Origin of the sequence: Albimonas donghaensis, from assembly GCF_900106695.1 — a bacterium.
In the GTDB taxonomy this organism is placed as follows: Bacteria; Pseudomonadota; Alphaproteobacteria; order Rhodobacterales; family Rhodobacteraceae; genus Albimonas; species Albimonas donghaensis.
In genome coordinates this window covers 1,197,823-1,209,181 of sequence record NZ_FNMZ01000001.1, presented here as the reverse complement: position 1 = coordinate 1,209,181, position 11,359 = coordinate 1,197,823, and the positions used below count along the sequence as shown (strand labels likewise).

The following is an 11,359-nucleotide window of genomic DNA, read 5'->3' as shown; positions in this document are numbered from 1 at the left end:
GCTCAGCCCGCCGCCGGGAAATGCCGGCCCTCGAACACCGTGCCCAGAACGGGAATGTCGCGCAGCGCCATCGGGTCGACCTCCCACGGGTCCTCGCCCAGCACGGTGAAATCGGCGGCCTTGCCGGCGCGGATCGAGCCGATCTCGTTCTCCATCCCCAGCACATAGGCCGCGTCGATGGTGATGGCGCGCATGGCGGCGTCGAGGCTCATGCGTTCCTCCGCCCCGATCACCGCGCCGGATTCCGCCACCCGGTTCACCGCCACCCAGGCCGAGTTCAGCGGCAGCGCCGGGGCCATGGTGAAATCGGAATGCAGGGCGGTGGTGACCCCCTCCCGCTCCAGCGCACCGAGGCGGGACATCGACGACGCCCGCTCATGCCCGATGGAGCGCTGCCAGTAGGCCTCGCCCAGCTCATGCACATAGTAGACATTGGCCGAGACCAGCGCGCCGAGATCGCGGATGCGGCGGACCTGCTCGGGCGTCGACAGGCCGAAATGCTCGATGGTGAAGCGGTGGTTGAAGCGCGGGCGCGCGAATTGCAGGCGCTCCAGCACGTCCAGCGCCAGCTCCACCCCCAGATCGCCGGTGCAATGCACATGGATGCGCTTGCCTGCGTGCCACAGATCGCGGGCCACGCGCTCGAACGCCTCGGGCGCCATCATCCATTCGCCGTGATGGCCGTCGATGAAGCCGGGCTCCTGCACCTGCATCAGCTCGGCGAAGAACCCGCCGTCGGTGAAAAGCTTGACCCCGTTGCCGAAGCGCAGGCGATGGGTGTTGCGGGCGGCGTAGCCGTCGATGCGCGCCAGGTCCGCGCCCTGGGCGTCGAAGGCGCCGCGCAGGGCGCCGCGGGGGACGAAATGGGTGCGGAAGGGCACGTCGTCGCCGTCCAGCGCCGCCTTCAGCGCCGCCCATTCGCCGGCGTCGTCGGCCAGCGGATAGGCGAGTTCGCCGATGGTGGTGTGACCGCCCCAATGGATCGCCTGTTTCACCAGCTCCAGCCCGCCCGAGAACCGCTGCGGCGCCAGCAGATGAGGGTTCATGCCCCGCATGGCCAGCGACAGCCCGGTCTCGAAAAAGCGCCCCGTCGACGGCTCCACCTGCGGGTGGCGGTCGAGATCGGCGCGGTCGAGCCCCATCCAGTCGATCGCCGCGTCATTGGCCACCACCTCGTGGAAGGACCGCTGCCAGAGCACGATGGGGCGCTCGGACGACACCGCGTTGAGCATCTCGCGGGTCACGGCGCCGTGCCAGATGCGGTGATAGCCCCAGGTGATCAGCGGCTCGGCGGGGTCCGCGAGCCCGGCCTCGATCTCCGTCAGCCGGGCCATGTAGGCCTCCTGGCTCGTCACGGGGGGGGAGACGCGGTTGGGCAGGCGCCATTCCAGCGCGGTGATGAAATGGCAGGGCAGCAGGATCGCGGCCAGCGTCGGGTGCAGGTGCGGGTCGATGAAGCCGGGCATCAGCACCGCGTCGCGGAAGCGGTCGTCGACGGTGTGGGGATGGGCGTCGAGCCAGGGGCGCAGGGTCTCCGGCGTGCCGACCTCCAGGATCCTGCCGTCGCGCACCGCCACCGCGGTGGCCACGGGGTTGGATCGGTTCATGGTGCGGATGCGCCGCGCCGTGAACACCGTGATCTGGCTCGGGTCGGTCATGGCGGGGGCTCCGTTCGTGTTGGGGTTCGGGGTCAGTAATTGGCCGGGGTGATCACCCAGACCACCACCGCGTCGCGCGCGCCCGGATTGCGGACCCAGTGCGCGCCGTCGCCGCGAAGCTGGAAGCTGTCGCCTTCCTCCAGCAGCCAGGTGCGGTCGCCGTCATGCAGCTCAAGCCGGCCCGAGAGCACCAGCCCGCCTTCCTCGCCCTTGCGGGTCCGGCCGGGTTCTCCGGTGCCGGCGCCGGGGGCGAAGGTGGTGAGGATCATCTCCAGCTGGCCGGAGAGGGAGGGGGAGAGCAGTTCTTCGCGCGTGCCGGCCTGGCCGAGGTTCAGCTCCCGCCGCGCGGCCCGGCGGACCACCACGTCGCGTTCCTCGGGCGGCGCGATGGCGGCGCCGGAGAAGAACCAGTTCACCGTCACCCCCAGCGCGCGGGAGATGGCGTCGAGGCTCTCGATGGTGATGGGGCTGAGCCCGCGCTCCATCTCCGACAGGTTGCCGATGGAGCGGCCGGCGGCGGCGGCCAGTTCGCTGAGCGTCAGGCCGCGGGCGCGGCGAAGCTCGCGGATCTGCTGGCCCACGGGCTGATCGCCGGGGGAGGCCGTATCCTTCGGGGCGGGCCGGTCCTGCGCCGGGAAGGGGGGGACGTCGCGCCGCGTTCTAGCTTTCGCCATGTTGAAGGTCTTTTCGCTCGATTTCGCCTTGGTGAAAAAATCATTGCAATTTTTCAGATTCGCGACAACCGTTTTGTCAGCCGCGGCGCTCAGTCCGCGGGCCCCGACAGGATAGGATTGAGCCATGACCCGATTGTTCCGCGCGCCCGCGCCGTTCTCACGGCCCCCGCTCGCCCGCGCGCCCCGTCCCCGCCCCTCCAGCGCCCGCCCCTCCAGCGCCCGCCCCTCCAGCGCCCGCCCCTCCAGTCCCCGCCCCTCCAGTCCCCGCCCCGCATCCCTGCTCGCCGCGATGGCGACCCTGGCCGGCGCGCTCGGCGCGCCGCTGGCGGCCTCGGCGGAGGGGACGCTGACCGCGTTCACCTCGGGCTACCGCTCGCTCAATCCCGGGGTGCAGTCAGGGGCGGCGACCGGCGTGCCGGGCTCCCAGATCTTCGCGGGGCTGGTGCTGATCGGCGCGGATTACGGCGCCGAGCCCTATCTGGCGACGGGGTGGGAGGTCTCGGAGGACGGGCTGACCTACACGTTCCGCCTGGTCGAGGGCGCGACCTTCCATGACGGGGCGCCGATCACCTCGGCCGACGTGGCGTTCTCGCTCGATGTGGTGAAGGCCAATCACCCGTTCGGCCCGGCCATGTTCGGCAAGGTCGAGACGGTGGAGACGCCCGACGACCTCACGGCCGTCTTCAAGCTGTCCGAGCCCGCGCCCGGCCTGCTTCTGTCCCTGCAGCCGCTGCTGATGCCGATCCTGCCCCGGCATGTCTACGGCGACGGGCAGGAGGTGAAGAAGCACCCGCGCAACATGACCGACGTGGTCGGCTCCGGCCCCTTCAAGGTCGAGGAGAACAACCCCGCCGAGAAACTGATCCTGGTGAAGAACGAGGATTTCTTCATCGAGGGCCGCCCGAAGCTCGACCGCATCGTGTTCCCGCTGGTCAAGGACGGGCTGACCCGGATGCTGATGGTCGAGAAGGGGGAGATCGACTACGCGCCCTTCTCCGGCGCCAAGCCCACCGACGCCGAGCGGCTGGAGGAGGCCGGCGGCGTGACCGTCAGCAAGGACGGCTACGGGGCGGTGGGCTACATCCACTATCTCGAAATGAACCTGCGCGACGGGCCCTTCGCCGACGTGAAGGTGCGCCAGGCGCTGGCGATGGCGCTGGACACCGGATTCGTGGCCAGGGTGCTGTTCGGCGGCCGGGCCGAGGTCGGGACCGGGCCGCTGCATACCGGCAACCCGTTCTACACCGCCGACGTGCCGCGGCTTGAGCCGGACATGGAGAAGGCGGCGGCGATGCTGGACGAGGCGGGCTACCCGGCGGGGTCGGGCGGCGCGCGCTTCGGCTTCACGCTCGACGTGCCCAGCTGGGCGTTGCAGTCGCACGGGCCGATGGCGGAATACATCCGCGCCCAGCTCGGCAAGCTGGGCGTCTCGGTGGAGCTGCGCCGCGCCCCGGATTTCGGCACCTGGGTGAGCCGCATCTCCAGCTTCGACTACGAGGCGACGTTGAACGGGTCCTTCAACTATCCCGACCCGGTGATCGGCGTGCACCGGCATTTCGACTGCGACAACATCCGCAACGTGATCTGGTCGAACACGCAGGGCTATTGCGACCCGGCCATGGACGCGCTGCTGGACGCGGCGGCGGTGGAGCAGGATTTCGACGTCCGCAAGGGGATCTACGCCGAGATCCAGCAGAAGGCGGTGGCCGACCAGGTGTTCATCTGGATGCCGGAGGAGTTCACCACCACCATCCTCGGCGCCCGGGTCGAGGGCGCGCCGGACGGCGCCTTCGGGCCGCTCGCCCCCTGGGACGAGATGACGGTTTCGGCCGAGTGATCTCCGCCCGCGCCGGGCTCGCCCTTCCTCGGGAGGGCGGGGCCGGCCGTCGCGCCACGCCCCCGTTCCGTCCGTCCCCGCAGCCCCTGTCGAGCGAGCCGCGATGATCCGCACCCTGAGCCGACGCCTGTTGAACGCCGCCGGCCTGCTGCTGGCGGTGCTGGTGTTCAACTTCGCGCTGATCCACATGGCCCCCGGCGACCCGGTGGAGGTTCTGGCCGGCGAGATGGGCGGCGCCACGCCCGAGCTTCTGGCCGAGATCCGGGCGGGCTACGGGCTCGACCGTCCCTTTCACGTGCAGCTTCTGACCTATCTGGGCCGGGTGGCGCAGGGGGATCTGGGGCACTCGTTCTACTACGATCAGCCGGTGACCGGGCTGATCCTCGACCGCATCGGGGCGACCCTGCTGCTGGTCTGCGCGGCGCTGACGCTGGCGCTGCTGCTGGGCTGTTTCCTCGGCGTGGTTTCGGCCCAGAACCGCAATGGCTGGCTGAGCCATCTGGTGACGCTGCTGTCGCTGGCCGGCTTCTCGGCCCCGGTGTTCTGGGTGGGGATCCTGCTGATCCTGACCTTTTCCGTGGCGCTGCCGGTGCTGCCGATCTCGGGCATGAGTTCGGTGGACGCGGGCCGGATGGGGCCCTGGGGGCGGGCGGCGGATGTGGCCGCGCATATGGTGCTGCCGGTGCTGACGCTGGCCTCGATCTACCTCGCCTTCTATTCGCGGCTGGCGCGGGCGAGCATGCTGGACGTGCTCGGCTCCGACTATGTGCGCACGGCGCGGGCCAAGGGACTGAGCCGCTTCCTGGTGGTCTACAAGCACGCCCTGCGCAACGCGTTGCTGCCCGTGGTGACCTTCGCCGGGCTGCAATTCGCGCAGGTCGTGTCGGGCGCGGTGCTGGTGGAGACGGTGTTCGCCTGGCCGGGGCTCGGCACGCTGGCCTATGAGAGCCTGTTGCGGCGGGACAGCCCGACGCTGCTGGGCATCCTGTTCTTTTCGGCCCTTATGGTGGTGGCGGTGAATATCGCCGTGGACCTGCTGTATCGGCTGATCGACCCGAGGATCGGCGCCCGATGAGCGAGCCCCCCGTCATGACCTCCATGCCCCCCATGCCCCCCATGCCCGTCCCCGAGCCGGTCTCCCCCGCCCGTCAGGCCTGGCGGATGTTCCGCCGCAACGGGGCGGCGATGATCGGGCTGGCCCTGCTGCTGCTGGTCCTGGCCGAGGCCGCGCTAGGCCCCGCGCTCTATTCCGTCAGCCCCGACGACATGGTGTGGATGCCGCTGACCCCGCCGGGGGCGAGCGAATACTGGCTGGGCACCGACTATGTGGGCCGCGACCTGCTGGCGGGCCTGATCCATGGCGGGCGGGTGACGCTGATCGTCGGCGGCTCGGCCGCCGCGCTGACGGTCGCCATCGGCGTTCTGGTCGGGGCCTTCGCGGGCTATTATGGCGGGCGCATCGACAACGCCCTGATGCGGGTCACGGAATTCTTCCAGGTCCTGCCCAACCTGCTGCTGGCCATGGTGGTGGTCATGCTCTTCGGCGCGAGCCTGGTGAACATCGCCATCGCCATCGGCGCGGTCTCCTGGACCTCCACCGCCCGCCTGACCCGAGTCGAGTTCATGCGGCTGCGGGAGATGGACTATGTGCGGGCCGAACGCTCGATCGGGGCGTCGGACGCGCGGCTGATCTGGGCGGTGATCCTGCCCAACGCGGCGCCGCCGCTGATCGTCTCCGCGGCGCTCAGCGCCGGCACCGCGATCCTGTTCGAGGCGGGGCTGGCCTTTCTCGGCCTCGGCGATCCCAACGCGATGAGCTGGGGGCGGATCATCGGCGACAACCGGCCCTATGTGCTCGACGCGTGGTGGGCGGTGACCTTTCCGGGCCTCGCCATCTTCCTCGCCGTGCTGGCCATCAGCCTCGTGGGCGACGGGCTGAACGACGCGCTGAACCCGCGCCTGAGGGAGCGATGAGCATGACCCCCACCCCCCCGCTGCTGTCCGTGCGCGACCTGACCGTGGCCTTCCGCGTGCGGGGGGAGGACGCGCCGGTGGTGCGCGACCTCTCCTTCGACCTGCATGAGGGCGAGACGCTGGGCATCGTGGGCGAGAGCGGCTGCGGCAAGTCGATGACCGCGCTGGCGCTGATGGGGCTGGTGCCGAACCCGCCGGGGCGGATCGCTTCGGGCTCCATCCGGCTGGGGGACGAGGAGCTGGTCGCCGCCGCCGAAGCCCGGCTGCGCAGGGTGCGCGGCGCCCGGATCTCCATGGTGTTTCAGGAGCCGATGACCTCGCTCAACCCGGTTTTCACCGTGGGCGAGCAGATCGCGGAGACCGCCCGCGCCCATCTGGGCTTGTCTGCGCGCGAGGCCCGCGACCGGGCGGTGGAGATGCTGCGCCTCGTGGGCATCCCCGCGCCGGAGCGGCGGGTGGGCGACTATCCCCACCAGTTGTCGGGCGGCATGCGCCAGCGGGTGATGATCGCCATCGCCCTGGTCTGCGAGCCGCAGGTGCTGATCGCGGACGAGCCGACCACCGCGCTGGACGTCACCGTGCAGGCGCAGATCTTCGACCTGTTCCGGGAGCTTCAGGACCGCATGAACACCGCCGTGATCCTGATCACCCACGATATCGGGGTGGTGGCCGAGATGACCGACCGCGTGATGGTGATGTATGCCGGCCGCAAGGTGGAGGAGGGGCCGGCCGCCGATTTCGTCGCCGCCCCGCGTCACCCCTATGCGCGCGGGCTGGTGAACTGCGTGCCCCGGCTGGTGGCCGATCCGCCCGACGTCCCCGAACCCCTGTTCGAGATCCCCGGCCTGGTGCCGGGGGCCGAGGCGCTGGCCCGTCCCGGCTGCGCCTTCGCCCCGCGCTGCCCCCGCGCGATGCCGGTCTGCGGGCGGGAGTTTCCGCCGGTCACCGCCTCGCCCGGCGGCCGCTCGGTCGCCTGCTGGCTGGACGCGGAGGGCGCGCGATGACCGTTCCGGCGCCCTCGCCGCCCTCGGCGTCCGCGGCCGTCCCCGCGGAGGCCCCGTTGCTCGACGTGCGCGGGCTGGAGGTCCGCTTCCCGGTTCGCGGCGGCGTGGTGCATGCGGTCGGCGGGGTGGATTTCGCCATCCCCCGCGGCCAGGCCTTCGGGCTGGTGGGGGAGAGCGGCTCGGGCAAGACCACCGCCGCCCTCGCCTGCGCCCGACTGGCCGAGGCCGCGGCCGGCGAAATCCGGCTGGGGGGGGAGGACGTGACCCACATCTCCGGCCGGGAGCTGCGCGCGATGCGCCGGCGGGTGCAGATCGTCTTCCAGGACCCCTACGCCTCGTTGAACCCGCGGGAGCGCGCCGGGGCCATCGTGCGCCGGCCGCTGGACCTGATGGATGTGGGGCCGAAATCCGGCCGCCAGGCGCGGGTGGAGGCGCTGTTCGCGCTGGTCGGCCTGCGGCCCGAGCAGCAGGCGCTGTTCCCGCACCAGTTCTCCGGCGGCCAGCGGCAGCGCATCGGCATCGCCCGGGCGCTGGCCAGCGGGCCGGAGCTGATCGTGTGCGACGAGCCGGTCTCGGCGCTCGACGTCGCCATCCAGGCGCAGATCCTCAACCTGCTGGCGCGGCTGAAGCGGGATCTGGGGCTGACCTACCTGTTCATCTCCCATGATCTCGCGGTGGTGCAGCATCTGTGCGACGAGATCGCGGTGATGTATCTGGGCCGGATCGTGGAGCGGGCGCCCAAGCGCGCGCTGTTCGCCCGCCCCCTGCACCCCTACACGCGGGCGCTGATCGAGGCCGCGCCGTCCGCTGACCGGGCCGTCGGCCGGGCGGGCGCGCCCCGGCGCCGCGCGGCCGCGATCCAGGGCGATCCGCCGAGCCCGCTGGACCCGCCGCCGGGCTGCGCCTTCGCCGGCCGCTGCCCCCACGCGGTCGACCGTTGCCGGACCGAGGTCCCGGCCCTGCGCGACATGGGCGGCGGCCAGGCGGTGGCCTGCCTGCGCGCCGATGGGGCGGGCGGCTTCGTCTGACCCGGGGCGCGCTCCACGGGATCGAGATCGTGGACAAGAACCAGGACGGCGCGCCGGGTATCTGGGTGCGCGCGCGCTGGCCGACGGGCGCGATCCCTGCATGCTGCCTGCCGATGGCCACGGGGTCGTGGGGGGCGAGGCGTTGGCCGTCGTGGGGCGGCGGGGCGTGGAACCGGACTTCGGCGAGGGCGACCGGCTCCTCCTGCGCGGCCTGACCGGGCCGGAGGCGCCTTGGGGGGGCGGGGGAGATCGGCTGACCCTCCCTGCATCCGCCCCCCGGCTCAGGCTGCGGCCCCCGACCGGCCCCCGACCCCCTCAGACCGGGTCGCGGATCAGCGGGCAGGTGGAGCAGTGGACGCCGCCGCCGTTCAGCTGCACCCGGTCATAGTCGATCTCCAGCAGGGTCACCCCGCGCGACGCCAGCGCCTCGCGCGTCGCCTCCGAGATCCCGCGCGGGATGATCATCCGCCTCGGCGCGATGGCGAGGCCGTTGATGATCCAGCCGTTGTCGTCGGCCGAGACCTCCACCGTCTCGATCCCCATGGCGTTGAGCCGTTGCAGGAACACGTAAGGCAACTGCCGCGGATCGACGAGGGCGAGATCCCTGTCGACCATCACCATGGCCCCGTCGATATGGATCGAGTAACCGCACAGATCGACCACCAGCAGCTCCGCCCCCTGATGGCGCAGCACGTCGGCGATCTGCTCGATCCCCTGGTCGTTGACCCGGATGCCCCGGCCGATCACCGCGGTCTGCGGGTTGAGCCAGGCGAAGCTGCCGCCCTCCGACATGGCCGAGCCGTTGAGCGTGCGCAGGATCGGCATGCCCAGATTGGCCAGCGTGCGGGCGATGGCCTGCTCCTCCCCGTGCCGCATCCGCGGCGCCATGCGCGAGACGATGGCCCCGCCCTTCACCGCTATGGCGCTGTCGCGGGTGTAGACGGTCTTGAAGCGGCCGCCCTCGACGCGGTCGACATAGTGGACCTCGACCCCCTCGGCGCGCAGCAGGTCGGCGAGGCCGTCATGCTGGGCCTGAAGCTCGTGCAGTTCGGGGATCTCGTCGCTCTGCCAGTACCAGCCGGCCTCGATGTCGCCGAAGGTCCCGGTCTCGTTGATGCGGCGGGAGCGGTCGATCACGTCGAACTCCGCGCCCGGCCGATGCATCAGCACGGCGCGCAGCCGGCCCACGTCGTTGTCGCAACCCCAGTTGCGGCCCCAGAGCCGGGTGAGACGCTCCGCATCCTCGAAGGGCGGCTCGGGCTGGGAGCCGAAATGCTTGATGGTGGCGGTGTAGAGATCCTCGGAGACGGTGGGCGCGTCGCTCATGGGGGGCTTTCCGGTTGGGGCGGGGGGAGGCCCGCGCGAGTCGGGCCCCGCGCAGCCTAGGCGGGGAGGGGCGCGCGACCGAAGCGGCGAAACGCCCCCCGCCGCGCCCCTCCCCGCCGCGCCGCTCGCCGCCCCCCATCGCCGCCCCCCGTCGCCGGCCCCCGTCGCCGGCCCCCATCGCCGGCCCCCGTCGCCGGCCCCCGACGCCGGCCGCGGCGGTTGCGAGGCCGCGACGCGGATCGCGCGGATCGCGATTGACGCCGAGGGCGGGTCGAAGGCAGACTGGCATTTGTCAGGGCGACGCGCCGGTCAACTCAAGGGACGGCGCGGCGGCCCTGGGCCACGACCCGGAAGACCATAACAGCGACGGCCCACGAAGGTCGTCTCGGGAGGAAAGAACATGACACGCACTGCGCCTCGCGCCGGCGTCGCCACGTTGCTGGCGACCGCCATGAGCCTCGCGGTCGGAGGCTCCGCCTCGGCCCAGGATTACGAATGGCCGCGCCTGCTGGTGATCGGCACCGCCGGCACGTCCAGCGGCAGCTTCGCCTCGACCAACGGCTGGGCGCCCATCCTGCAGAAGGAGAAGGGCGCCGTGGTGCGCGTGGTGCCCGAGGACAACGAGCCGATGCGCTACCGCCGGCTGACCGACCGCAAGGACATCGCCATCTCCTCGGTCTCGGCCGCCGAGATGCGCTTCCAGATCCAGGGCATCGGCGGCTACTCGGCCACCCAGCCCAGGCCGCAGCGGCTGATGTGGCACCACAACGACACCCCCTGGGGCTATGTCGTCGCCGGCGATTCCGACATCAAGTCGATGGAGGACATCAAGAAAGGCGGCGTGCGCGTGACCGAGGGCATGTTCTCCCCGCCCATGTCGATGACCGTGACCCAGGCGCTGCCGGCCTTCCTCGGCATCTCGCAGGAGGAGGCGGCCGAGAAGATCGAATACGTCCCCGCCTCCAGCTACGCGGAGAACTGCCGCTCGGTGGTCGAAGGCAAGTCGGACGTGGCCTATTGCGCGCCGATCTCCTCGGTGCTGTCGGAGATGGAGGGGGCCCCGGGCTCGATCCGCTGGCTGCCCATGTCGCTCGACAACAAGGAGGGCTGGGCCGGCTATCTCGAACATCGCCCGATGCTCGTGCCCTCCACGATGAGCCTCGGGGTGAAGACCGCGCAGGGCGTGGACGGCGTGACCTCGAACTTCGTCTACTCGGTCCCGGCCGATGCGGACGCGGAGTTCGTCTACAACATGGCCAAGTGGCTCAACGAATCCCACGACGCCTACAAGGGCACCCATCCGCTGGCGGCGCGCATGTCGCTGGAGCTGTTCCGCGGCTATCTCGACCGCACGCCCCTGCCGGTGCATGAGGGCACGGTCCGCTACCTGCGCGAGATCGGGCAGTGGACCGACGAGGACGACGTCTGGAACCAGGCGGCGATCGAGAAGATGGACGCCTGGATGGAGGCGCGGGAGGCCGCGATGGCCGATGCGCAGGAGCAGGGCGTGCGGCCCGATTTCCAGGACGAGGCGTTCCTGGCGATCATCGAGAAGCACACCAAGGACCTCGAGGGTTTCCGCTCGCGGCTCTGAGCCCCGCCGTCCGAGGCCCGTTACCTGAGGCCCGCGACCTGAGGCCCGTGACCTGAGGCCGGACGCCTGAGGTTCGGGTCTGGGGTTCGGGTCTGGGGTCGGGTCGGGGATCGGGGCCGGAGCCCGGACGGGCGCGTCCCGACCGGGCCCGATCCCGGCTCTGGCCCGATCCCGGCCCCGATCCCGGCTCGGATTCTGGCCCCGACTCCGGCCCCGCTCTGGGCCCGACGCTCGCGTCGCCTCCCGCCCCGGCCGCCGCGCCGG

General features: G+C 71.4%; 9 protein-coding genes. 6 read left to right on the top strand and 3 right to left on the bottom strand.

The window, feature by feature from the left end; translation table 11 throughout:
- Positions 1-2: 2 nt before the first annotated feature.
- Together BLV24_RS05075 and BLV24_RS05070 are read right to left on the bottom strand one after the other, a co-directional pair.
- The gene (locus BLV24_RS05075) at positions 3-1,658 is read right to left on the bottom strand and encodes an amidohydrolase (RefSeq protein ID WP_092680006.1); all 1,656 of its coding nucleotides are present in this window, start codon (positions 1,656-1,658) and stop codon (positions 3-5) included.
- A 32-nt stretch (positions 1,659-1,690) separates the two neighbouring features.
- A complete protein-coding gene (locus BLV24_RS05070) occupies positions 1,691-2,332 on the bottom strand; it encodes a type II toxin-antitoxin system RelB family anti-toxin (protein WP_176954623.1) in 642 nt (213 codons plus the stop codon).
- A 124-nt stretch (positions 2,333-2,456) separates the two neighbouring features.
- Here BLV24_RS05070 and BLV24_RS05065 point away from each other — a divergent pair, with 124 nt between their 5' ends.
- The 5 genes from BLV24_RS05065 (at position 2,457) to BLV24_RS05045 (ending at position 8,175) form a co-directional block, all read left to right on the top strand.
- Positions 2,457-4,169 carry an ABC transporter substrate-binding protein gene (locus BLV24_RS05065; protein ID WP_143040220.1) on the top strand — a complete coding sequence of 571 codons (1,713 nt, stop codon included), beginning with the start codon at positions 2,457-2,459 and terminating at the stop codon, positions 4,167-4,169.
- A 103-nt stretch (positions 4,170-4,272) separates the two neighbouring features.
- Complete coding sequence (locus tag BLV24_RS05060; RefSeq protein ID WP_092680003.1) at positions 4,273-5,244, top strand: ABC transporter permease; 972 nt, start codon at positions 4,273-4,275, stop codon at positions 5,242-5,244.
- 41 nt (positions 5,245-5,285) lie between these two features.
- Entirely contained in the window at positions 5,286-6,143 is an 858-nt protein-coding gene (locus BLV24_RS05055; protein ID WP_218133356.1) for an ABC transporter permease, read from the top strand.
- 2 nt (positions 6,144-6,145) lie between these two features.
- The gene (locus tag BLV24_RS05050) at positions 6,146-7,147 is read left to right on the top strand and encodes an ABC transporter ATP-binding protein (RefSeq protein WP_092680001.1); all 1,002 of its coding nucleotides are present in this window, start codon (positions 6,146-6,148) and stop codon (positions 7,145-7,147) included.
- A complete protein-coding gene (locus BLV24_RS05045; protein WP_092680000.1) occupies positions 7,144-8,175 on the top strand; it encodes an oligopeptide/dipeptide ABC transporter ATP-binding protein in 1,032 nt (343 codons plus the stop codon). The genes BLV24_RS05050 and BLV24_RS05045 overlap by 4 nt, the downstream gene beginning before the upstream one ends.
- A 315-nt stretch (positions 8,176-8,490) precedes the next feature.
- Here the strand turns inward: BLV24_RS05045 and BLV24_RS05040 are convergent, their stop codons facing one another.
- Complete coding sequence (locus BLV24_RS05040; RefSeq protein ID WP_092679999.1) at positions 8,491-9,501, bottom strand: dimethylarginine dimethylaminohydrolase family protein; 1,011 nt, start codon at positions 9,499-9,501, stop codon at positions 8,491-8,493.
- 400 nt (positions 9,502-9,901) lie between these two features.
- Here BLV24_RS05040 and BLV24_RS05035 point away from each other — a divergent pair, with 400 nt between their 5' ends.
- A complete protein-coding gene (locus tag BLV24_RS05035; RefSeq protein ID WP_092679998.1) occupies positions 9,902-11,095 on the top strand; it encodes a TAXI family TRAP transporter solute-binding subunit in 1,194 nt (397 codons plus the stop codon).
- The last annotated feature ends 264 nt before the right edge of the window (positions 11,096-11,359 follow it).

Excerpts from the sequence above, each read along its gene's own strand:
- BLV24_RS05035 (WP_092679998.1), top strand. The coding sequence starts at position 9,902 with ATGACACGCACTGCGCCTCGCGCCGGCGTCGCCACGTTGCTGGCGACC.
- BLV24_RS05060 (WP_092680003.1), top strand. The coding sequence starts at position 4,273 with ATGATCCGCACCCTGAGCCGACGCCTGTTGAACGCCGCCGGCCTGCTG.
- BLV24_RS05050 (WP_092680001.1), top strand. The coding sequence starts at position 6,146 with ATGACCCCCACCCCCCCGCTGCTGTCCGTGCGCGACCTGACCGTGGCC.
- BLV24_RS05065 (WP_143040220.1), top strand. The coding sequence starts at position 2,457 with ATGACCCGATTGTTCCGCGCGCCCGCGCCGTTCTCACGGCCCCCGCTC.
- BLV24_RS05055 (WP_218133356.1), top strand. The coding sequence starts at position 5,286 with ATGCCCGTCCCCGAGCCGGTCTCCCCCGCCCGTCAGGCCTGGCGGATG.
- BLV24_RS05045 (WP_092680000.1), top strand. The coding sequence starts at position 7,144 with ATGACCGTTCCGGCGCCCTCGCCGCCCTCGGCGTCCGCGGCCGTCCCC.
- BLV24_RS05040 (WP_092679999.1), bottom strand. The coding sequence starts at position 9,501 with ATGAGCGACGCGCCCACCGTCTCCGAGGATCTCTACACCGCCACCATC.
- BLV24_RS05075 (WP_092680006.1), bottom strand. The coding sequence starts at position 1,658 with ATGACCGACCCGAGCCAGATCACGGTGTTCACGGCGCGGCGCATCCGC.
- BLV24_RS05070 (WP_176954623.1), bottom strand. The coding sequence starts at position 2,332 with ATGGCGAAAGCTAGAACGCGGCGCGACGTCCCCCCCTTCCCGGCGCAG.